The following is a 20,852-nucleotide window of genomic DNA, read 5'->3' on the forward strand; positions in this document are numbered from 1 at the left end:
AGCAAGAAAAAATCCGGGGGACGTGTCACTGCGAGAGTCGGCGCGTAAATGGGAATTGTTCGCATCTTAAGCGACGCACGTTGTCGGCGGCAAGTTCTCTGAAAGGTTTGCTAAGGCGATAGTTGCTGCGACGCGTCAAAACCCGTTGAAGTCCCGCTGCATAAGGCTTGGCCCACCGTCCGCGCGTGCCAAGTGCGGCAAAATGTCGCATGAAGGGGCTTACAATCCGCATAGTTTTTCGGCATCATCCCGTCCCGTGTAATGGGAATGATTCTCATTCGTTAAGTGAATCACCGACGACGGGAAAGGGAATGAACAAACATAACGGGGAAGCGCGTCCACAGAAAACGCGCACGAAGCGTCGATTGCACTGGGCCGCGTGCCTGGCGCTGACGGCCACTCAGGCGGCGCTCGCACAGTCAGTGCCGCCGGCGTCGACACCAGCGTCGCCATCGGCATCGGCGGATAGCGAAGACAAGGCGCTGCCGACGGTCAAAGTCACTGCGGCGCAGGACACCACGCAGCATCTGAAAGAGGACGTCGGCAGCGGAGCGCTCGGCACGCGTTCGCAACTCGATACGCCGTTTTCGACGACCGTCGTGACGAGCGAGGAGTTGCAGGATCGCCAGCCGTCGAAACTCGGCGACGTGTTCGCCACCGACGCCTCCGTGTCCGACAACGGCAACGCGTACAACGCGTGGGCCACGTATCTGACGGTGCGCGGCATGCAGCTCGACTGGCAGTCGGGTTTCAAAATCGACGGCATGCCGTTCAACAGCTATGGCATCACGATGCCGTACGAGCAGCTCGAAAAAGTCGAGTTGCTGAAAGGCCTGACCGGCTTCATGTACGGCTTCGGCGCGCCGGGCGGCGTCGTCAACTACGTGACGAAGAAGCCGCCGGTCTCGACGACGCCCGTGCGCAGCGTCGACGTCGGCTATTACACGGACGGCGTCTGGACCGAGCACGCGGACCTCGGCGGCCGCGTCGGCCCCAACGGTATGTTCGGCTATCGCCTGAACGCGACGCACGAGGAAGGCAAAACCTATAACGACGGCAACGTGCGGCGCGATTCGGTTTCGGTCGCGCTCGACGCCCGCATCACGCGCGACCTCAAGGCCACCTTCGGCGCGCTGTATCAGGAGCGCCATTCCACCGGCATCACCGGTTCGATTTCGACGGCGCAATACACCGGCACGTCGCTCCCGCATACGATCAGCGGCGGCACCGGCGACCTGTCCGGTCCCGACCAGCATCTGAATACGAACCTGCAGCTCTACACGGCGGGGCTTCAGTACAACCTCGGCGAGAACTGGACGCTCAATGCGAGCTACAGCTACAGCAAGAGCTCGCGCGATCGCAACGAAAGCACGTACTACCTGCTGAACGGCGCGGGCGATTACACCGACAGCCGTTTCGCCGGCAAGGAAGGGCATCAGCTGAGCTTGTGGCAGGTGTCCGCGGAAGGCCAGGTGAAGACCGGACCGCTGCAGCATCAACTCGTATTCGGCGCCGCGTATCAGCGGCAGACGAACGACTACGGCGCGAACAGCTTCTTCGGGCAGATCGGCACGGGCAACATCTATCAGCCGAATACGAACACGTTCGGCGGCGCGTCGAACTACTACACGTATCGCGACAGCGACATCACGCAGAAGGCGCTGTTCGCGAGCGACACCATCCAGTTGACGCAGCGTTGGTCGGTGCTCGGCGGCGTGCGGTACACGAACTACGAGCAGCACGGCTACTCGACCAGCGGCGCCACAACGTCGACGTACAGCCAGAACGGCGTGGTCACGCCGACCGTCGCGGTGATGTTCAAGCTCGCGCCGACCACGACGCTTTACACGAGCTACGTGGAGTCACTGGAAGCGGGCACGGTGGTCGGCGACACGTATGCAAACCGCGGCGAGCTGCTCAAGCCGTTGCGCAGCAAGCAGTACGAAGTCGGCATCAAGACGGAGCAGGGACGCTGGAGCGCGACGGCCGCGCTGTTCCGCATCGAACGCGGCGCGGCTTACGCGAACAGCGCGAACGTCTACACGCAGGACGGCGAGTCGATCTTCCAGGGCATCGAGATGGGCGGCGACGTGCGTCTCGGCAGCCACTGGAATGTCGGCGGCGATCTCATGTGGATCAATACGAAGTACGAGCGTGGCGCGGCCAACAACGGCAATCGCGTGGCGGGCGCGCCGCAGTTCGTCGTCGCCGGTCATGCGACTTACTCGGTGCCGTACGTGCCGGGTCTGCGCATCGGCGCGGACGCCAAGTTCACGGGCAATACGAACGTGCGGCCGTCGTCGAATCTGAACGCGCCGGGCTATATGCTCGTGAACCTCGGCGCGAGCTATGCGACGCGAATCGGCGGCTATGACGTGACGTTCCGCGCGGCCATCGACAACCTGCTCAACCGCCGTTACTGGGAATACCAGTACGCGGATTACGTGACGCCGGGCGATCCGCGCACGCTGTCACTGAACGCGCGCATCGACTTCTGACGATGAAAAAAAACGGCACCGCGGTGCCGTTTTCCTTGCCTGCGAGCCGAGCGGCGCGCAACGAACCTAAACCAGCCTCAGATAAATCAGCTCACGCTTGATATACGCATAGAAGATCGGCGCGGCGACCACGCCCGGCAGACCGAACGCGGCTTCCATGACGAGCATCGCCACGAGCAGTTCCCACGCGCGCGCCTCGATCTGTCCGCCGACGATCCGCGCGTTCAGGAAGTACTCGAGCTTGTGGATCAGGATCAGAAACGCGAGCGACATGACCGCGGCAGGAAAGCTGACCGACAGCGCGACCGCCACGATAATCGTGTTCGAAATCAGATTGCCGATGACCGGCAGCAAGCCGACGATGAACGTAATCAGCACCAGCGTTTTCGACAGCGGCAACTGGTCGTGAAACATCGGCAGCACGACCAGCAGGAAGATGCCGGTGAATACCGCGTTGATCGCGGAGATTTTCACTTGCGCGAAAACAATGCGGCGAAACGCGTCGGCGAAACGCGTCACGCGCGTGACGAACGCCGTGGACAGCGGCAGCCGCTGCATATGCTTCTGCGCGCTGACCGCGATAATCGCGCCGATGATCATGCCGATCAGAATGTGCGTGAACGCGCGCGCCGCCGTCTTGCCGCTTTGTTGCAGCATGTTCGCGTGCGTCTGCATGAGTTCGCCGGCCTTGGCTTTCATCTGCTCGGTGTCGACCGGCAGAGAGCTCGCGATGAATTGCGGAATCCGGCCGCGCGCCTGATCGATCAGTTGCATCGCCTGGTCGAGCAGCTTCTGCACGCTCGGCACGTCGTTCTCGAAGTGCTCGATGACGCCGAGCGTCAGGCCCGTGAGCGCGCCCACGATCACCGTCGAGAGAATCACGACCGCCAGCCAGCGCGCCCGCCCGCTCGACATATGCCGCTCGATGCGCGGCGCGATGGTATGCACGAGCTGGAACACCAGCAGCCCGGCGAGCAGCGCGCCGAGCAGCCGGAGCTGGATCACCGCCCACATGCCGAACAGCATCAGCACATAGCTGCCGATCTCGACCGCCGAGAGTTTCGGCAGGCTCATATTGCTGGTCAGCCTGACCGGGCGTGGGCGCAGGTCCTGCACTTGCCCTTCTTCGCTCGCCTGATTCCGCTTGGCCATGGCTTATCCGTCTCCAACCCGTGTTGTGCAGCGTTACTTTTTACTGGCCGCGCGTTTCAGCAAAGGCGCCAGGTATCTACCGGTAAAACTTGCTTTGGACTTCGCGATCTGCTCGGGCGTGCCTTGCGCGATGATCTGGCCGCCGCCCGCGCCGCCTTCCGGACCCATGTCGATGACCCAGTCGGCAGTTTTGATTACATCGAGATTATGCTCGATGATCACGACGGTATTACCCTGGTCGCGTAACCGATGAATAACTTCCAGCAGCAGCGCAATGTCATGAAAGTGCAACCCGGTCGTGGGTTCGTCGAGAATGTATAGCGTGCGACCGGTATCACGCTTGCTCAGTTCCAGGGATAGTTTGACGCGCTGCGCCTCGCCGCCCGACAGCGTGGTCGCGGACTGCCCCAGCCGGATATAGCCGAGGCCCACGTCGAGCAAGGTTTTCAGCTTGCGCGCGACGACCGGCACCGGCCTGAAGAACTCGTACGCGTGCTCGACGGTCATGTCGAGCACTTCGCTGATGTTCTTGCCTTTGTACTGCACGTCGAGCGTTTCGCGGTTGTAGCGCTTGCCGTGGCAGACGTCGCAAGGCACGTACACGTCCGGCAGAAAGTGCATTTCGACCTTCAGCACGCCATCGCCCTGACAGGACTCGCAGCGGCCGCCCTTCACGTTGAACGAGAAACGCCCCGGGTCGTAGCCGCGCTCCTTGGCGGCGGGGACGCCCGCGAACAGTTCGCGGATCGGCGTGAAGAGGCCCGTGTAAGTGGCCGGATTGGAGCGCGGCGTGCGGCCGATCGGCGACTGGTCGACGTTGATCACCTTGTCGAAATGCTCCAGTCCCTCGATCGACTCGTACGGCGCAGGCTCCGTGGACGACCCATAAAGGTGATGCGCGACCGCCTGATACAGCGTGTCGTTGATGAGCGTCGACTTGCCCGAGCCCGACACGCCGGTCACGCACGTCAGCAGCCCGACCGGCAGATCGAGCGTGACGTGCCGCAGATTGTTGCCGTGCGCCTCGACGATGCGCAGATGCCGCTCGTCCGGGTCCTTGCGCTCGTCCGGATACTCGATGGTGCGCGCGCCGGACATGTACTGCCCCGTCATCGAAGCCGCATTGGCCTGCACCTGCTTCGGCGTGCCCTCGGCGATCACCATGCCGCCATGCTCGCCCGCGCCCGGACCCATGTCGACCACGTAGTCGGCCATGCGGATCATGTCTTCGTCGTGCTCGACCACGATCACCGAGTTGCCCAGATCGCGCAGATGCTTGAGCGTGGAGATCAGCCGGTCGTTGTCGCGCTGATGCAGTCCGATGGACGGCTCGTCGAGCACGTACATCACGCCGGTGAGGCCGGAGCCGATCTGCGACGCGAGGCGAATGCGCTGCGCCTCGCCGCCCGACAGCGTTTCGGCGCTGCGTTCGAGCGACAGATAATCGAGCCCGACGTTGTTCAGGAACATGAGCCGCGCGACGATTTCCTTGATGACCTTGTCGGCGATCTCGCGCTTCGAGCCTTCGAGGCGCAGCGTCTGGAAGTAGCCGAGCGCATCGCGCAACGGCCAACCGCTGATTTCGTAGATGCCGCGCGCGTCGCCGTCCGCGCCGATCCGCACGAAGCGCGCTTCGCGGCGCAGCCGCGTGCCCGCGCACGCGGGGCAGGGCTGATTGTTCTGGTACTTGGCGAGTTCCTCGCGCACCGCGGCCGAATCCGTTTCGCGGTAACGCCGCTCCAGATTCGGAATGATGCCTTCGAACACATGCTCGCGGACCGACGCGCGCCCGCGCTCGTTGATGTACGAGAACGGAATTTCCTGCTTGCCCGAGCCGAACAGCAGGATCTTGCGGACCTTTTCCGGCAGGTCTTCGACGGCAGTGTCGATGTCGAAATCGTAGAACGCCGCGAGGCTTTGCAGCATCTGGAAGTAGAACTGGTTGCGCCGGTCCCAGCCCTTCACCGCGCCAGCCGCAAGCGACAGCGACGGATGCGCGACCACCCGCTTCGGATCGAAGAAAGTAATCTGGCCGAGGCCGTCGCATTCGGGGCACGCGCCCATCGGATTGTTGAACGAGAAGAGCCGCGGCTCCAGTTCCTGAAGCGAATACGAGCAGATCGGGCACGCGAACTTGGAACTGAACAGATGCTGCTTGTCCGTGTCCATTTCGAGCGCGATCGCGCGGCCGTCGGCGAGACGCAGCGCGGTTTCGAACGATTCCGCGAGACGCTGCTTCATGTCGGGACGCACCTTCAGGCGGTCCACGACCACGTCGATGGTGTGCTTGTCGTTCTTCTTCAGCTTCGGCAGCGAGTCGACGTCGTAGATCTTCGCGGCGCCTTCGTTGGCCGTGCCGCCGCCCGAGCGCACACGGAAACGGATGAAGCCCTGCGCCTGCATTTCCTCGAACAGTTCGACGTGCTCGCCCTTGCGGTCGGCCACGACCGGCGCGAGGATCATCAGCTTCGTTTCGTCGGGCAACGCGAGCGCCGCGTCGACCATTTGCGACACGCTTTGCGCCTCGAGCGGGATTTCGTGGTCCGGGCAATAGGGCGTGCCGACGCGTGCGAACAATAGCCGCAGGTAGTCGTGAATCTCGGTGACGGTGCCGACCGTCGAACGCGGGTTATGCGAGGTGGCCTTCTGCTCGATCGAGATGGCCGGCGACAGGCCCTCGATCAGATCGACATCGGGCTTTTCCATCAATTGCAGGAATTGACGCGCGTAGGCCGACAGGCTTTCGACGTAGCGCCGCTGTCCTTCCGCGTAGAGCGTGTCGAACGCGAGCGACGATTTCCCCGAGCCGGAAAGACCGGTAATAACGACGAGCTTGTGACGTGGTAGGTCGAGATTGACGTTCTTCAGGTTGTGGGTGCGAGCCCCACGAATACGGATTTGTTCCACGGATTTATTCCATGAACTGCGGAAAGAGGAAGAGGCTAAACCTGCTACTATAACGACTTTTCAAGGCCGCCGTTACGGCTTCCTGACGGCCTCAACAAGACCTTAGGCGTGCTGTAAGACTGCGGCCAGGCGCTGCGGCAAAAATCTAACTGGGGCCGTTTTCCGTCAGTGCAAGGCGTCTCCCGGGAAAGCCGTCCGGCCGTGCTGCCCGGTCCGCGACCAGCTCATTCAAAGAACGCTTCCGATGTCCAATCCGTCCGCCACATCTTCACGCATGAGCGCGCCTGAACTGCGCGCGACCGTGTCGCTTGCCGCCATCTTCGCGCTGCGCATGCTCGGTCTCTTCATGATCATGCCGGTGTTCTCCATCTACGCGAAGACGATTCCCGGCGGTGACAACGTGCTGCTCGTCGGCATCGCGCTCGGCGCGTACGGCGTCACGCAGTCGATGCTGTATATCTTCTACGGCTGGGTCTCCGACAAGGTGGGCCGCAAGCCGGTCATCGCGACGGGGCTCCTGATCTTCGCGCTTGGCAGCTTCGTCGCGGCGGGCGCGCACGACATGACGTGGATCATCGTCGGCCGGGTGATTCAGGGCATGGGCGCGGTGTCGTCGGCGGTGATTGCTTTTATCGCCGACCTCACCGCCGAAGAGCACCGCACGAAGGCGATGGCGATGGTCGGCGGCAGCATCGGCATGTCGTTCGCGGTCGCGATTGTCGGCGCGCCGATCGTCTTTCATTGGGTCGGCATGAGCGGGCTGTTCACGCTGGTCGGCGTGTTTTCGATCCTGGCCGTGGGCGTCGTGCTGTGGGTCGTGCCCGATGCGCCGAAGCCCGTGCATGTGCGCGCGCCGTTCGCCGAAGTGCTGCACAACGTCGAACTGCTGCGCCTGAATTTCGGCGTGCTCGTTTTGCACGCCACTCAAACGGCATTGTTCCTCGTCGTGCCGCGCATTCTGGAAGCCGGCGGCCTGCCGGTCGCGTCGCACTGGAAGGTGTATTTGCCGGTCATGGGACTGTCGTTCGTGATGATGGTGCCGGCGATCATCGCCGCGGAAAAGCGCGGACAGATGAAAACCGTGCTGCTCTCTGCGATCGCTCTTATCCTGTTCGGACAGTTGTTATTGGGCGTCGCTCCGCATACGATTCTGAGTGTGGCGGCCATCCTCTTTGTGTACTTTCTCGGCTTTAATATTCTCGAGGCGTCGCAGCCTTCGCTGGTGTCGAAACTGGCGCCGGGCAACCGCAAGGGCGCGGCTGCCGGCGTGTACAACACGACGCAGTCCATCGGTCTCGCGTTGGGCGGCATGATCGGCGGCTGGCTGTTGAAAGTGGATGGCCCCAGCACGGTGTTTTTTGCGTGCTCGGGGCTCGTCTTATGCTGGCTTATAATCGCCGCAAAGATGAAACAGCCGCCGCGCAAGGCCTGAAGAATTTCGCGGCGCACGCAGCATATTCGGGGCCTATCCCGGCATCACCCAGAACTCACCCGGCGGCGGGCAGAGGCGCATTCCGATCCACGGCCCGCAGGCCATGAGACGCGAACCGCGAATTGCCGCGCCGCCCGACATGGAATCAACAGGAGAAACTCATGGCATCCGTGAACAAGGTCATTCTCGTCGGCAATCTCGGAGCCGATCCGGAAGTCCGTTATCTTCCGAGCGGCGACGCAGTGGCGAATATCCGCCTTGCCACGACGGATCGGTACAAGGACAAGGCATCCGGCGAGATGAAGGAAGCCACCGAATGGCATCGCGTGTCGTTCTTCGGCCGCCTCGCGGAGATCGTGTCCGAATATTTGAAGAAAGGCTCGTCGGTCTATCTGGAAGGACGTATTCGCACCCGCAAGTGGCAGGCGCAGGACGGCACCGACCGTTACTCGACGGAAATCGTCGCCGAGCAGATGCAAATGCTGGGCGGCCGCGGCGGCTCGATGGGTGGCGGCGATGAAGGCGGCTATAGCCGCGGCGAGCCGTCGGAGCGCAGCGGTGGTGGCGGTGGCGGCGGCCGTGCGATGTCGGGCGGCGGTTCGCGTGGCGGCAGCGGCGGTGGCGCTGGTGCTGGCGGCGGCGGTGGTGGTTCCAGCCGTCCGAGCGCGCCGGCCGGCGGTGGGTTCGATGAGATGGATGACGATATTCCGTTCTGATCGGCCCGTAGCGCAAAGCCAGCAAAACCCCGCTTCCTCAGCGGGGTTTTTTCTTTTCAGCCGTCGTCACCGCCCCAAATGCGCCAACGCATCCCGCATCGGCGCACTCGAAATCATGATCGGCCCGGTCAGCGGCGTATCGAGATCCACGATCACATAAATAGCCGACGCAATCGACACAGCCCCGAGCGTAATCGTCACTAGCGCCAGTGCATTGCGCGGCGCGATCAACCCGAAGCTCAGGAAGATCACGCAAAGCCAGAACGTCAGCGTCTTGAAGAACGGCTGCGAAATCGAGCTATGCGCTTCCTCGATAATTTTCCAGCGCGCGTCCACGACGCGGCGAAACTGCGTGAGGCTGTCGTCGAGTGCGTGTTGTTGCAGCGGGTCATGCGCGCGCAGTTGCCGCAATTGGCGGCCCACCGACGTCAGCAAATCTCCGAGCCGCACGTTTTCCAGTTTCTGCGAGTTGTCGGGCGAGCCGAGGTTTTTCGGGTAATCGCCGGCCGGCGCCGGCTCGCGCGGCCATGTCGATGCAACGGCCGCCGCCGTGTAGACGCGCAACAGCTTGCGCGCCGCGTCCGTGTCGCTGCCGTACTCCCTGAGCGTCGTGTCCAGTTCGATGATGTCGGCGGCGTAGGTGCGCAAATCGTTCGCGGCTGTGTCGAAGCTCGATTTCGCCGATGCCGTCATCAGACCGAGCACCAGCGCCGCGAACGTCACCAGCATGCCGATCACTAGTTGCACGAGTTGCACCGTTTCGTGCGCCTTGTGCTCCTCGGGCAGCAGCGGCCGCAGCCACACGCCGAACCCCGTCGCCACCAGCAGCAGAACGAAAACCAGCAGAGCCGAGCCTATTTCCGACATAAAAGTGCTCCCAGTGGCGCTCGCGTCGACAGGCGGCATCCGGCTAGCGTGCCACGAACCCGGCGGGCCCGCCATGCGGCGCTTCGAGGCTGTTTGCCGTCGTCGGAATTTTTGATGCGACGCAAACGCTTGCGTCATCACCATAAAGTTTCCAGTTATTTCGCCGTAGTCCCTATCTGTGGCATTCGCTTAAATTCTGACAAAAGTTGCGGACCATGCCGAACGGGCTTGGGCGCAGCACGCGTGGCCGGGCACATTTTCACTGAGTATTCGGTCAGGCAGCCCAAATGGAGACTAGCCCGATGCTGAAAAATCTGTCGATTCGCAGTTGCCTTACCTTGATGATCGCCTTCTTTGCCGCCGCGCTGCTGCTGGGCGCCGCGGCCGGGCTTCTGTCGCTGCGCTCGAGCAACGCGTCGCTGCAGCAGATGTACACCGTGGATACGCCCGCCGTCGCCGATCTTGAAGGCAGTGCCGGCCAGTTGCTGCGGCTGCGTCTCGCGCTGGCCACTTATTCGTCGCTGGTGGATCTGAACGACCAGGACGGCGCGAACGCCGTACTCAAGCGCTTCGATCAATACCAGAAAGCGTCCGACGAACGCCTCGCCCACTATTTGAGCCGCGCTAGCGCCGACGAAACCGAGCAGCGGCTGATCAAGGACATGCAGACGAAGCGCGACACGTTCCTGCACGAAGGCGTGGAACCGGCGTTCGCCGCGTTGAAGGCGGGCGACCATCCCACGTTCCAGCAATTGCAGGCGCGCAAGCTGCCGTCGCTGTACAGCGCCTATGAAAAAGCGATGCTCGCGCTCGAACAGTTGCAACTCGATCACGGCGCGCAGCGCTATCAGAGCGCACAAGACCTGTTTTACGCGATCTGCGTGACGGTGGCGGTCGGCATCGTCGTGTCGCTGCTCGGTTCGCTGATCGGCCGCGCGGTGCTGGTGCGCGCAATCGTGACTCCGGTCGATGCGACCATCGCGCAGTTCCAGCGGATCGCGAATGGCGACCTGACCGGCCGTATCGTCGTGACGAGCAATAACGAAATGGGGCGCCTCGCCGCGGCGCTGCGCAAGATGCAGGAATCGCTGATCGCGACGGTGACGTCAGTGCGGCAAGGCACGGAATCCATCGACAGCGGCGTGAGCGAAATCGCCGCCGGCAATACGGATTTGTCGCAACGCACGGAAGAACAGGCTGCGTCGCTCGAGGAAACGGCGGCGAGCATCGAAGAGCTTACGTCGACGGTCAAGCAAACGGCGGACAACGCGAAGCAGGCGAGTTCGCTCGCCCAAGGCGCATCGACGCTCGCTGCTCAGGGCGGCGAGCTGGCGGACAAGGTGGTCGGCACGATGCACGAGATCGTCGACGACTCGCGGCGCATTGCCGACATTGTCGGCGTGATCGAAGGGATCGCTTTCCAGACCAACATTCTCGCGCTGAACGCGGCCGTCGAGGCGGCGCGTGCCGGTGAGCAGGGCCGCGGTTTTGCGGTCGTCGCGAGCGAGGTGCGTTCGTTGGCACAGCGAAGCGCCGCGGCTGCGAAGGAGATCAAGGCGCTGATCGACGCGTCGACGGCGCGCGTCGAAAACGGCTCGCAACTGGTCGAGCGCTCGGGCTCGACGATGAGCGAAATCGTGCAGGCGATCTCGCGTGTGAGCTCGATCATGGGCGAGATCGCGGCAGCGGCAACCGAGCAGAGCGCGGGTATCGACCAGGTGAATCTCGCCGTCGCGCAAATGGATGAAGTCACGCAGCAGAATGCCGCGCTCGTCGAGCAAGCCGCGGCGGCCGCGAGTTCGCTGGAGGAGCAGGCGAGAAGGCTGACGTCGGCGGTGGCTGTGTTTCAGACGGAGGGTGGTTCGTCGTCGCGGGTCACGGCGGCGTTGGGGCGCGGTAACGGTAACGGCGTTGCGGCTCAGTTTGCCGCAAGCGAGGCGGATGAGTTCGCCACGGCTTGATGCGTTTGTGAGCGGTTTGGCGGGTGAGGCGAGGCGCGGTCGGGTGCGTCAGGTGGCGGCGCGCTGAGCCGTACCGCACGGCGAACAACGCACCGCCAGCAACGCACCGCCAGCAACGCACCGCGAACAACGCACGTCCTCTCAAGCCCGCCTTACTGCATAGCCGCATAATACTTCGCAAGACTATCTATCTCCGCCGACGTCATCTGCCGCGTCACATTGCGCATCTGCTCATTGATGTCGTTGCGACGCGCGCCTGAAGCAAACGCCCGCATTTGCGCGGCCAGATAAATCGACGACTGCCCGCCGAGCCACGGCGCCGAGCCTTTGCGGTCGAGCTGTCCGTGGCACGCCGCGCACGGCGCGATATTGCGCTGCGGATCGCCCTGCATCGCGAGCCGCACCGCGTTCGCATCGGGCGTGCTGCCGGTGGGCGAGACTTCCGCCGCCGGACCTCGCGGCAGCGACGCATAGTAAGCGGCGAGATCGTGCAGATCCTGATCGCTGCGGGCCGCGACGATCGGCTGCATGATCGAGTTTTGCCGCACGCCTTCCTGATAATCGCGCAACTCCTTGTAGACCACATCAGCGTATTGACCCGCCAATGCGGGCGCCGTGACCTGCACGGTGCCGAGCACGCCGTGGCACATCGAGCAGTTCTGCGTCGCGATCGTCGCGCCGCGCCCGATCGAATCCGCGTCGGCCCGCACGCGCCGCAACGGCGGCAGCACGACCACGTCGCTCGGCGCCGGGCCCGCCACGTTCGCGCCGCCATACCAGCTCGACGGCGCGCCCGCCGCGCCGCAGATGGTTGCCCACAAGCCGCCGCCCGCGAACGCGCTATTCGCCGAAGGCAGCCAGACAAAGCCGATCAGTATCGCGATGACGGCAATCGCGAGCGTGCCGCCGACGCTCACCGTGAACCACGGGTTGCGCAAGCTGAAGACGCGTTCCTGATTCATCGCTGGGCTCCGACGACGACCGCGGGCACCGAAGTCTGCGGCAGTTTGAGCAATTGAACGATGGGCACGCTGTAATTGACGACGGTCAGGCCGATCATCAAGGCGACCCACAAGCCGAAGGTATTCAGCGCGGCCGGCACGCGTTCCACCGGATGAACCGCGCTCGCGAAGCGGAAGCGTTGCTGCTCAACCGCGGGCCCGAACTGCGACTTCGCGAGAATGTAGATGAAGAGCGCGCCCGATACCGCGAGAATCAGGCCGCCCACTGCCGACACACCGACCCAGAACGCCTGCGATTCGAGACCCGGCATCTTGTAGTCGTAGTAAGCCATGCGGCGCGGCGCGCCGAGCAGGCCGACGTAATGCCACGGCAGCGTGACCACCAGCATCCCGATGAACCATAGCCACAACTGCGTGCGTACGAGCTTCACCGACACGATCGCGCGGCTCGTCAGTTGCGGCCACAATTCATAAGCGATCGCGAAGTACATGATGACGATCGCGCCGCCGAAAATCAGATGGAAGTGGCCGGTGACCCACTGCGTGTTGTGCACCGTCGAGTTCAACTGATAGCTCATGTTGATAAGGCCGCCCGCGCCGCCGAGCCCAAGCATCACGAACGAGAACGCGATGACGAGCATCATCGGATTCTGCCAGGGCAATGCCGTGAGCCAGCCGAACGCGCCTTTGCCGCCGCGCAGCCTGCCGGCAATTTCCACCGACGCGCAAATCGTGAACACCGTCAGCAGCGTGGGCACCGACACCATTCCGGTGAACACCGCGTGCAGAAACTTGAAGCCCGAGCCGACCTGCGGATCGACAAACAGATGGTGAATGCCGATCGGCATCGCGAAGACGAGAAACAGAATGAACGACACGCGCGCCATCGAATCGCTATAAAGCCGCCCGCCGATGGCTCGCGGCACCAGCGTGTAGTACGCGATGTATGCGGGAATCAGCCAGAAGTAGACGATCGCGTGCAGCGTCCACGAGAACAGGATGCGTGAGAGGCCGGCGTCGATCGTATTGGTGAGGCCGAGCGCGACCGGCAGAATCTGAAAGAGGATTTCGAGCGCCGCGCCGACCGCGGTCCACGCCCACAGGTACGCGCCCGCAACGTTGGCGAACATCGCAAGCGGCACCGGTTTGCCGGGGTTCGCGCGCCTCCAGATGCGCAGATTCACGTGCATCAGCGCGACCCAGATCCATGAGCCGACCACGACCAGCACGACGCCGAGGTAATAGAAAGGGCTGCCGATCATCGGCGGATAGAAGGTGTAGAGCACCGAGGCTTTGCCGAGTGCCACGGGCACCATCGCCATCACCGCGCCGACCGCCAGCATGATGAACGCGGCCCATGCCCACTTGAGGCCGGCGAGGCGCTGCGCGAGCGCAAGCTCGACGATGGCATAACCGAAGCCCATCGACACCAGCGTCGGCAGCACGTAGGCCATGACGGACCCGTGCGCGGTCACCGAGCGGTAGTAGAGTTCCGGGTCGCCGATCCAAGGCGCGAGCGGGCTGCGCACCAGCATCTGCCAGGCGCCGAGAAAGAGCGCAATGATGAACGCGATAAAGGCGAGCCAGAAATGCGCGAGAACGAGTCGCTTAGCGTGAAACACAGCTCAGCCTCCGTGTTTGTCGGGCCTGCTCGAAGAAGGCCGCTTTGTCGATCACCTTCACATGCGCCCACATCGCCTGATGACCGAAGCCGCAGAACTCGTGACAGGGCATGGTGTGATCGGCGGGCGCGTCGAAGCGCGTGTTCAGCGTCGCCACGTAGCCGGGTACGACCATCGTGTTGATGTTGGTATCGGTGACGAGCAGGCCGTGCACGACGTCGGCGCTTGTCGTGCGAATCGTGATCGGCGTGTCCGCGGGCACAAGCAGGCACTGCGGCGTGAACGAATACTGCTGCGCGATGAAACGCACGATCACGGAGCCGTCCGGCTCGACCGCGCTGCCGAGATTGTTTTCGACGAATTCTCCCGAGAGTTGCAGGCGTGACGGGTCGATGGTTTCCACGCGCGACGGCGGCATCATCGCCCAATGCAGTCCGGAGTACACGATCACGGCGAGCATGAGTACGATCAGCGCGCTGACGAAGATCGCCCAGCGGCGTTCGGCGCGCAGCGCGATCGCGTGGCCGCTGCCTGGTGGATGTTGAGGTTGCGGTTCGGTGGACATGATCAGTGCACGACGCCGCGCGGCAGAAACACGAGGAAGTAGAAGCCGAACCAGATCGCCATCACGATCAGCGTAGCCACGCCCGCCACCGCAACGGCGCCGTGCGGACCGGCGGCCACCACGCGTTCGACGTCTTCATCCGTGGATGGGCCCGCGGTGCGGGTATCGTTCGCTTCCATCAAGGGCTTCTCCAGTTTCCGATGCGGCGGTTCAATCGCGGCTGCTGCCGCTACGGGACATGCCGCGCTAATGCAGCGGCGCCTTGCGCAGTTCGTTGACTTCGCGTGCGGTCACGGGCTTGCCGTGGTTGCCCCACGCGGTGCGGATATACGTCACGACGGCGGCGGCTTCGGTGTCGTTCAACTCCTGCGCGAAAGGCGGCATGCCGTAGGGCTCCGGGTTGCGTCGCGTGCCAGGCGGGAAGCCGCCGTTCAGCACGATGCGGATCGGGTTCACCGCGGAGTCCATTTCGATCGACTGGTTCGCAGCGAGCGGCGGATAGTGCTGCAGCTTGCCTTCGCCTTTTGCGCCGTGGCACAGCGCGCACTTGTCGGCGTAGATCTTTTCGCCGAGCGCGAATACGTTGGTGTTGGTCGCCGCCGACGGCCCCGACTTGCGGCCGCGATTGTCCGGCAGCGTCTTCAGATACGCGGCCATGGCCTTGGCGTCTTCGTCGGTCATGTATTGCAGGCTGTGGTAGGTGACCTCGGCCATCGGGCCATACACCGCGCCGCGGTCCGAGATACCCGCTTGCAGCAGATCGACGATGTCCTTGATGCTCCAGTCGCCGAGGCCGCCGTCCTTGTCGGAGGTGAGCGAGGGCGCATACCAGTTCTGCACCGGAATCAGCCCGCCGGCAAACTGCTCGCTTTGCGACGAGCCGCCGAGCATGTTGATCTTGGTGTGGCACATCGTGCAGTGCCCGAGTCCTTCGACCAGATACGCGCCGCGATTCCATTCGACCGAACGAGTCGGATCCGGCTTGAACTCGCCTTCGCGGAAATACAGCGTGCGCCAGCCGTATAGCAATTTGCGCTGATTGAACGGAAAGCGCAGCGTGTGCTTGTGGTTCGCCTCGCGCACCGGTTCGACGGACTTCAGATAAGCGAAGATCGCGTCCGAGTCCTCGCGCGTGACTTTGGTGTACTGCGCAATCGGCATCGCCGGATAAAGCAGCTTGCCTTCGGGCGTGATGCCGGTGCGCATCATCCGGAAGAACGCGTCCTCGCTCCATGTGCCGATGCCGTATTGCGCGTCCGGCGTGATGTTCGGCGAATAGAGCGTGCCGAACGGCGTTTCCATCGCGAGGCCGCCCGCAAACAGCCTGCCGCGCGGCGCCGTGTGGCAGGCCACGCAGTCGCCCGCGCGCGCCAGGTATTCGCCGCGCTTGACGATGTCGGGACGCGTGTCGGCGGCTGCGCCGGGTTGAACTGCTGCGCTTTCCGCGGCACGAGCTTCGGCGACGACGAGCGGCAACGGCACGGCCATGCGCGCAAGCATCGCGCTGCCGCACACGAGCGCCGCGGCGGCGAGCAGCGCGAAACGGCGGCGCATCGGCGTGCGAGGCGGACGAAGTGTCGGTTTCATTGCGGTTGGCTCCCGCATGCGAGAGGCAAGCGCTCCGCCGATGCCGGCGCGGGCCGCGGATCGGCTGGACGCGGTTGGCGCGCGAGCCACGTGGATACTGCGGTGATGTCCTTGTCGGTCAGCTTCACGGCGATCGAGTGCATGCAATCCGGCGCGAGCGCGTGGCGTGTGCCCGAACGCCAGGTGCCCATCTGCCCCGCGATATAGCTCGCGTGCAAACCGAGCAGGCCGGGAATGCCCGGCTGCTGGCCGGTCATGCGCGCGCCATGACACGCGATGCACGCGGGAATCTTGCGCGCCGGATCGCCTTGCGTCACGAGCCGCTGACCGGCGGCGAGCACCGCGGGCGAGACGTCGGAGTGATCGGCATTCGGATAGGGCGGCTGAAGATCGGCGAAGTACTCGCTGATCTTGTGCAAATACTCGTCGGGCAGAAATGCGACCAGGTAACCCATCGGCGGATAGGTACGGCCGCCGTCGCGGAATGCGATGAGTTGATTGAACAGATAGTCGGCGGGCTTGCCGGCGATGCGCGGGAAGTAGTCGTTATTGAGGCCCTGACCTTGCACGCCATGACAAGAGGTGCAGGCGCGCACGCGCTCGTCCATGGCCGAAGGCATTGCGCCGGCTGCATTGCCGGCCGCTAGCGCGGCGCCGCTCCATAAGAGATGGAGCATAAACACAATGGCAAATCCCCAAGCTCTACGATGCACGTCGGGCCTCGCTGGGAAACGTTTTTTTGTCGGCTTGCTTCGCCCGCATTCGCGACTGGGCTGCTTTCCAGTCTGCCTATGGCCACGCACAGCGGGTCTATCACTTTCTCTCTTACGACAGCACAGACTGCGAAGGGAAGCTTATTCTGGACAATAAAGTTGATTCGCCATTGCGATGCAATTGCTTGATTCAAATCAAGCAAGCGCGTGTATGTGCCGAAGACGGCGGCTCGTTGATTCGTCTCTGACCATCATAGATGCGCTTCAAAGCGCTTTCAATGCTTCAATTCGCACTGCACGCAAATTCCACAGCGGGCGAATGTGACAGTCGGATGTGCTTAACTGAAGAGCCGCATCAAGGCTAGGCGCGCATTGCTCACGCGTTCGCTTTCGCCAATTCGGCCCGGCAATAGATGGAATTCGACGGCAGGCAATGCGGGCAAGCCGATGCCGGGCGGGCACGCGATCACGCCCGCGCCAATCGACGATTCATTCAGGCACGAGATGCCGAGCCCCGCCTTTAACGCGAGCTGCAATCCGGCCACGCCCGAAGCCGAGTGGGACACCACATAGGGCACCTTGTTTTCGTCGAGCAGTTTGACGACGAAGCGCTGCAACTGGCAACTCGACGGCAGCAGCACCAGTTGATACGGCGAGGCGGGCCGCGGACTCGCATCGGCGGCGCTGACCCACAGCAGCTTCTCACGCCTGACCACGGTACTTTGTGCAGCGCCGCGCCGGACGCCCGCTCGCGAGTTGCCGGTGACGAGCCGCAACGAGAGGCCGATGTCGAACGAGGCGTCGTCGGCGGCGTGGCTGTCGATCACGGCGCTCGGCAAGACGGTGACATGCAGCTTCAGACGCGGATGCTGCTCGGAAAACGTCTTGAGGATGCGGGCGATGTCGTGCGGGCGGTAATAGTCGGTGATCGCGATGCGCAACTCGCCGTCAAGCGAGCGGCCTTGCAGGTCTTCGAACGCCGCTTCGCTCATTGCGATGATGCGCCGCGCGTGTTCGAGCAGGCGGCTGCCCGCAGGCGTCGCGCTCACGCCTTGCTTGCTGCGTACGAAGAGCGGCTGGCCGACGCGTTCCTCGAGTTTTTTCAGCTGCTCGCTAACCGACGATTGCGACAGGAAAACGCGCTCCGCCCCTGCCGACACGCTGCCCGATTCCGCGACGGCGACGAAGGTGCGCAGTTGCGTCAGGTCGAATCCGCGCTGGCTCATGTTTCGTTTGTTCCGATTGATGGCATCTGTATTTCCGGCTTTTCCGATGGAAGCCGTCGCCGTAGGATACCTCCGAAATCATCGCGGAGGAATCATGGCAAACGGGTTATCGGCAAGCGGCTTGGTCATCGGCGGACGTGCGGCGAGCCATAAATGGAAGGTGCTGGGCGTCGGTTTCGCGGCGAACGCGAGCTTTTCGGCGGCTTTCTCGGGCATTCCTACGACGGCTGTTTATTTGCGCTCGGGTTATCACCTCGGCAACGAGGGACTCGGCCTCGTCCTTGGCATGCTCGGTTTGGGCATCGCGGTCAGCGAACTGCCGTGGGGGCTCTTGACGGACCGCTGGGGCGACCGTCGCGTGCTGTTGCTGGGACTGTTGTCCACTGCGGCGGCGCTCGCCGGCCTTGCGCTCTTCGCGGCGCCGTTCGGCTCGCATGTGCCTCACGTCACGACGCTGGCGGTCGGCTTGCTGCTGGTCGGCCTGCTCGGCGGCAGCGTCAACGGATCGAGCGGCCGCGCGGTGATGGCGTGGTTTCGTGAAGGCGAGCGCGGACTGGCCATGAGCATTCGTCAAACGGCGGTGCCGGCGGGCGGTGGACTTGGCGCGCTGCTGTTGCCGGCGCTGGCGTCGAGGTTCGGCTTCGTGAGCGTTTATGCGGTGCTGGCGCTGGGTTGCGCGATAACGGCGGGGTTCGCATGGCGATGGCTGCATGAACCGGCGCATGTTGTGGACGGCGATGCGGGCGCGGCGTATGGAGGCGCGGCGCATCGTGCGAGGACAGAGGATGCGGCAGAGGCTGCGGGCGATGCGAATGGTCAGCGTGCCGTAGACGCGGTGGGTATCGTACGTGCTGACGGTGCCGCGCAAGGTGCGCGTGCGGTGCGTGGCGGACGTGCAGTACGAGCAGCCGATGCGGCGGGCGGCGGACGTGCCGTGCATGCCAACACCAACGGCGCCAACGCAAACGGTGCCAACGCCAGCCAAACCAAAACACCCTCGCCGCTGCGCGAAATCGGCATCTGGCGCGTCGCGCTCGGAGCGGGCGCGCTTTGCGTGCCGCAGCTTGCCGTCGTCACGTTCGGAACCGTGTTTCTGCATGACTTCGGTCACGCCGACGTTCTGACGATCAGCGTGGCGATGGCGGCGGTGCAGGCCGGCGCGGCGATCGCGCGCGTCTGCAGCGGCAGATGGACGGATCGGCGCGGCAATCGCCGCGCCTACATGCGCGGCTGCAGTCTGCTGACGGCCGTACTGTTCGCCGCGCTTGCCCTCGCGACCAGCGTCGCCGGCATGCAGCACGCCGCGACCATGCCGGTCACGCTGATCCTCGCGTCGATGATCGTGCTCGGCGGCGTGAGCGCGTCCGCATGGCATGGCGTCGCGTTCACCGAGCTCGCGACGCTCGCCGGCACGAACCGCGCAGGTACTGCGCTCGCGATCGGCAATACCTGCGTTTTCCTCACGCTTTTTTCTGACGCCGCTTGCGATTCCGCCGCTGCTCTCGCTCGGATCGTGGCCGATGGTGTGGGCGGTCGCGAGTGTGAGCGCGTTGCTCGCGCTGCCGGTTTTCCCGCGCGCTGCGCGCATGGATTCGGCGCGCGTGACGCAAACCTGTTGACGTGGGTTAAGAATTTTCACACAGCGTATTTCCATTTCGCGCGACGTTTATCTGGACGCCGCGCAAGCCGGTGTGCAAGACGGTGTTAATGGCGCCTGGTTTGCGCGCCAATCTCCCCCGCGTAGACCTTCGCGAATTATTCACTTTGGGTATTTAAGCCTTTGGCGGTTCGATTCACTACAGGATTAGGAGCGCTCCGATTTTAGTTTTGCGCGGGGTGGTGATTTTATGGTCGTGCCGCGCGCTCACATTCAAATGTGTCCGCGGCGGGACACGCGTGGAGCGTCTTAATCTGTTCTGCGTATCTGATAACTATTCCTACATTCAGCGCGAGAAAATCCTAGTGAACATTCGAATTGTTCTTGCCGACGATCATCCGTTCGTTCTGCTTGGTGTCAGAAGCATGCTTGAGACGCGTGCCGGCGTCGCGATCGTCGGGCAGGCTGGCAGTCCCACGACATTGATCGAACTGCTGCGGCGCACGCCGTGCGACGTGCTGGTTACGGATCTGTCGATGCCCGATCCCGCCGGCCTCATCGAAGATGAATTGCACCTCATCCGCCATATCCAGGCCGAGTGGCCGGGCCTGCGCATCGTCGTCATGTCGACGACAACCAACCCTGCGCTTCTCCACGCGCTTGCAGCGGACGGCGCTGTGAGCTTGCTAAGCAAGAGCGAGTCGACGCGCGAACTGTGGCGCGCGATCGACGAACCTGCAAGCGGCGCGCGATATATCGGAAGTTCGATTGCGAGACTTCTCGCAAGACCGGAGACGGGTTGCGATCGGAAGATGGCGCTTCCGCTGTCGGGAATGCAGACGACGGTCGTCAGGATGTTCGTAGAAGGCCACTCAATTGCGGAAATTGCCGCTGCTCTCGGATGTCATCGCCGCACTGTTATTCGGCGAAAGCGTGAAGCAATGACAAAACTTGGCGTTACTAACGATCCTGGTTTATTCTCGTGCATCAGGTCCAGCGAAATTCTTAAGAGTGGATCGCATAGCTAAGCAATTAATCGATCCGGTT

At 63.3% G+C, this 20,852-nt stretch carries 16 protein-coding genes; 6 read left to right on the forward strand and 10 right to left on the reverse strand.

The features are described 5' to 3' along the window. Nucleotides 1-311: 311 nt before the first annotated feature. The gene (locus tag ABIE53_RS03530) at nucleotides 312-2,498 is read left to right on the forward strand and encodes a TonB-dependent siderophore receptor (RefSeq protein ID WP_029969715.1); all 2,187 of its coding nucleotides are present in this window, start codon (nucleotides 312-314) and stop codon (nucleotides 2,496-2,498) included. A 66-nt stretch (nucleotides 2,499-2,564) separates the two neighbouring features. On the opposite strand, the gene ABIE53_RS03535 is transcribed toward ABIE53_RS03530, so the two are convergent. Together ABIE53_RS03535 and uvrA are read right to left on the reverse strand one after the other, a co-directional pair. Beyond that, complete coding sequence (locus ABIE53_RS03535; RefSeq protein WP_006048012.1) at nucleotides 2,565-3,650, reverse strand: AI-2E family transporter; 1,086 nt, start codon at nucleotides 3,648-3,650, stop codon at nucleotides 2,565-2,567. A 33-nt stretch (nucleotides 3,651-3,683) separates the two neighbouring features. Continuing rightward, nucleotides 3,684-6,557: an excinuclease ABC subunit UvrA gene (uvrA, locus tag ABIE53_RS03540; RefSeq protein WP_006048011.1), complete on the reverse strand. Its 2,874-nt coding sequence runs from the start codon at nucleotides 6,555-6,557 to the stop codon at nucleotides 3,684-3,686. Between the two features lie 244 nt (nucleotides 6,558-6,801). Here uvrA and ABIE53_RS03545 point away from each other — a divergent pair, with 244 nt between their 5' ends. After that, nucleotides 6,802-7,989 (forward strand): MFS transporter, encoded by a 1,188-nt coding sequence (locus ABIE53_RS03545; protein WP_029969720.1) that lies wholly within the window; start codon nucleotides 6,802-6,804, stop codon nucleotides 7,987-7,989. A gap of 161 nt (nucleotides 7,990-8,150) precedes the next feature. Next, nucleotides 8,151-8,705, forward strand: coding sequence for a single-stranded DNA-binding protein (locus ABIE53_RS03550; RefSeq protein WP_006048009.1), 555 nt, complete (start codon nucleotides 8,151-8,153; stop codon nucleotides 8,703-8,705). Nucleotides 8,706-8,771: 66 nt separating this feature from the next. Here ABIE53_RS03550 and ABIE53_RS03555 read toward each other — a convergent pair whose 3' ends face one another. Then, nucleotides 8,772-9,572, reverse strand: coding sequence for a bestrophin-like domain (locus tag ABIE53_RS03555; protein ID WP_006048008.1), 801 nt, complete (start codon nucleotides 9,570-9,572; stop codon nucleotides 8,772-8,774). Between the two features lie 302 nt (nucleotides 9,573-9,874). Here ABIE53_RS03555 and ABIE53_RS03560 point away from each other — a divergent pair, with 302 nt between their 5' ends. Next, the gene (locus tag ABIE53_RS03560; protein WP_053857489.1) at nucleotides 9,875-11,533 is read left to right on the forward strand and encodes a methyl-accepting chemotaxis protein; all 1,659 of its coding nucleotides are present in this window, start codon (nucleotides 9,875-9,877) and stop codon (nucleotides 11,531-11,533) included. Between the two features lie 152 nt (nucleotides 11,534-11,685). Here ABIE53_RS03560 and ABIE53_RS03565 read toward each other — a convergent pair whose 3' ends face one another. The 7 genes from ABIE53_RS03565 to ABIE53_RS03595 all read right to left on the reverse strand — a co-directional run bounded on the left by ABIE53_RS03565 (nucleotide 11,686) and on the right by ABIE53_RS03595 (nucleotide 18,208). Next, entirely contained in the window at nucleotides 11,686-12,495 is an 810-nt protein-coding gene (locus ABIE53_RS03565) for a c-type cytochrome (protein ID WP_192700008.1), read from the reverse strand. Then, entirely contained in the window at nucleotides 12,492-14,117 is a 1,626-nt protein-coding gene (locus tag ABIE53_RS03570; protein ID WP_006048005.1) for a b(o/a)3-type cytochrome-c oxidase subunit 1, read from the reverse strand. Before ABIE53_RS03570 ends, ABIE53_RS03565 begins: the two co-directional genes overlap by 4 nt. Next, nucleotides 14,104-14,682 (reverse strand): cupredoxin domain-containing protein, encoded by a 579-nt coding sequence (locus ABIE53_RS03575; protein WP_114155772.1) that lies wholly within the window; start codon nucleotides 14,680-14,682, stop codon nucleotides 14,104-14,106. The genes ABIE53_RS03570 and ABIE53_RS03575 overlap by 14 nt, the downstream gene beginning before the upstream one ends. Nucleotides 14,683-14,684: 2 nt before the next feature. Then, nucleotides 14,685-14,861, reverse strand: coding sequence for a hypothetical protein (locus ABIE53_RS03580; protein WP_165919865.1), 177 nt, complete (start codon nucleotides 14,859-14,861; stop codon nucleotides 14,685-14,687). 67 nt (nucleotides 14,862-14,928) lie between these two features. Then, nucleotides 14,929-16,269 (reverse strand): c-type cytochrome, encoded by a 1,341-nt coding sequence (locus ABIE53_RS03585; RefSeq protein WP_029970504.1) that lies wholly within the window; start codon nucleotides 16,267-16,269, stop codon nucleotides 14,929-14,931. Next, the gene (locus ABIE53_RS03590; RefSeq protein ID WP_216649265.1) at nucleotides 16,266-16,946 is read right to left on the reverse strand and encodes a c-type cytochrome; all 681 of its coding nucleotides are present in this window, start codon (nucleotides 16,944-16,946) and stop codon (nucleotides 16,266-16,268) included. Before ABIE53_RS03590 ends, ABIE53_RS03585 begins: the two co-directional genes overlap by 4 nt. Nucleotides 16,947-17,320: 374 nt before the next feature. Beyond that, on the reverse strand, nucleotides 17,321-18,208 hold the full coding sequence (locus ABIE53_RS03595; RefSeq protein ID WP_029970501.1) for a LysR family transcriptional regulator: 888 nt from the start codon (nucleotides 18,206-18,208) through the stop codon (nucleotides 17,321-17,323). Nucleotides 18,209-18,302: 94 nt separating this feature from the next. Here ABIE53_RS03595 and ABIE53_RS03600 point away from each other — a divergent pair, with 94 nt between their 5' ends. Both ABIE53_RS03600 and ABIE53_RS03605 read left to right on the forward strand, forming a co-directional pair. Further along, nucleotides 18,303-19,916 (forward strand): MFS transporter, encoded by a 1,614-nt coding sequence (locus ABIE53_RS03600; protein WP_376914624.1) that lies wholly within the window; start codon nucleotides 18,303-18,305, stop codon nucleotides 19,914-19,916. A 188-nt stretch (nucleotides 19,917-20,104) separates the two neighbouring features. Further along, nucleotides 20,105-20,833: a response regulator gene (locus ABIE53_RS03605; RefSeq protein ID WP_310074012.1), complete on the forward strand. Its 729-nt coding sequence runs from the start codon at nucleotides 20,105-20,107 to the stop codon at nucleotides 20,831-20,833. Nucleotides 20,834-20,852: the final 19 nt, after the last annotated feature.

This window comes from Paraburkholderia sp. OAS925, from assembly GCF_040543975.1.
Taxonomy (GTDB): Bacteria; Pseudomonadota; Gammaproteobacteria; order Burkholderiales; family Burkholderiaceae; genus Paraburkholderia; species Paraburkholderia graminis.

What these genes read in the sequence shown, in the direction of transcription:
- ABIE53_RS03530 (WP_029969715.1), top strand. Translation starts at nt 312, where the DNA reads ATGAACAAACATAACGGGGAAGCGCGTCCACAGAAAACGCGCACGAAG.
- ABIE53_RS03535 (WP_006048012.1), bottom strand. Translation starts at nt 3,650, where the DNA reads ATGGCCAAGCGGAATCAGGCGAGCGAAGAAGGGCAAGTGCAGGACCTG.
- ABIE53_RS03545 (WP_029969720.1), top strand. Translation starts at nt 6,802, where the DNA reads ATGTCCAATCCGTCCGCCACATCTTCACGCATGAGCGCGCCTGAACTG.
- ABIE53_RS03550 (WP_006048009.1), top strand. Translation starts at nt 8,151, where the DNA reads ATGGCATCCGTGAACAAGGTCATTCTCGTCGGCAATCTCGGAGCCGAT.
- ABIE53_RS03555 (WP_006048008.1), bottom strand. Translation starts at nt 9,572, where the DNA reads ATGTCGGAAATAGGCTCGGCTCTGCTGGTTTTCGTTCTGCTGCTGGTG.
- ABIE53_RS03560 (WP_053857489.1), top strand. Translation starts at nt 9,875, where the DNA reads ATGCTGAAAAATCTGTCGATTCGCAGTTGCCTTACCTTGATGATCGCC.
- ABIE53_RS03565 (WP_192700008.1), bottom strand. Translation starts at nt 12,495, where the DNA reads ATGAATCAGGAACGCGTCTTCAGCTTGCGCAACCCGTGGTTCACGGTG.
- ABIE53_RS03575 (WP_114155772.1), bottom strand. Translation starts at nt 14,682, where the DNA reads ATGTCCACCGAACCGCAACCTCAACATCCACCAGGCAGCGGCCACGCG.
- ABIE53_RS03580 (WP_165919865.1), bottom strand. Translation starts at nt 14,861, where the DNA reads ATGGAAGCGAACGATACCCGCACCGCGGGCCCATCCACGGATGAAGAC.
- ABIE53_RS03585 (WP_029970504.1), bottom strand. Translation starts at nt 16,269, where the DNA reads ATGAAACCGACACTTCGTCCGCCTCGCACGCCGATGCGCCGCCGTTTC.
- ABIE53_RS03590 (WP_216649265.1), bottom strand. Translation starts at nt 16,946, where the DNA reads ATGCTCCATCTCTTATGGAGCGGCGCCGCGCTAGCGGCCGGCAATGCA.
- ABIE53_RS03595 (WP_029970501.1), bottom strand. Translation starts at nt 18,208, where the DNA reads ATGAGCCAGCGCGGATTCGACCTGACGCAACTGCGCACCTTCGTCGCC.
- ABIE53_RS03600 (WP_376914624.1), top strand. Translation starts at nt 18,303, where the DNA reads ATGGCAAACGGGTTATCGGCAAGCGGCTTGGTCATCGGCGGACGTGCG.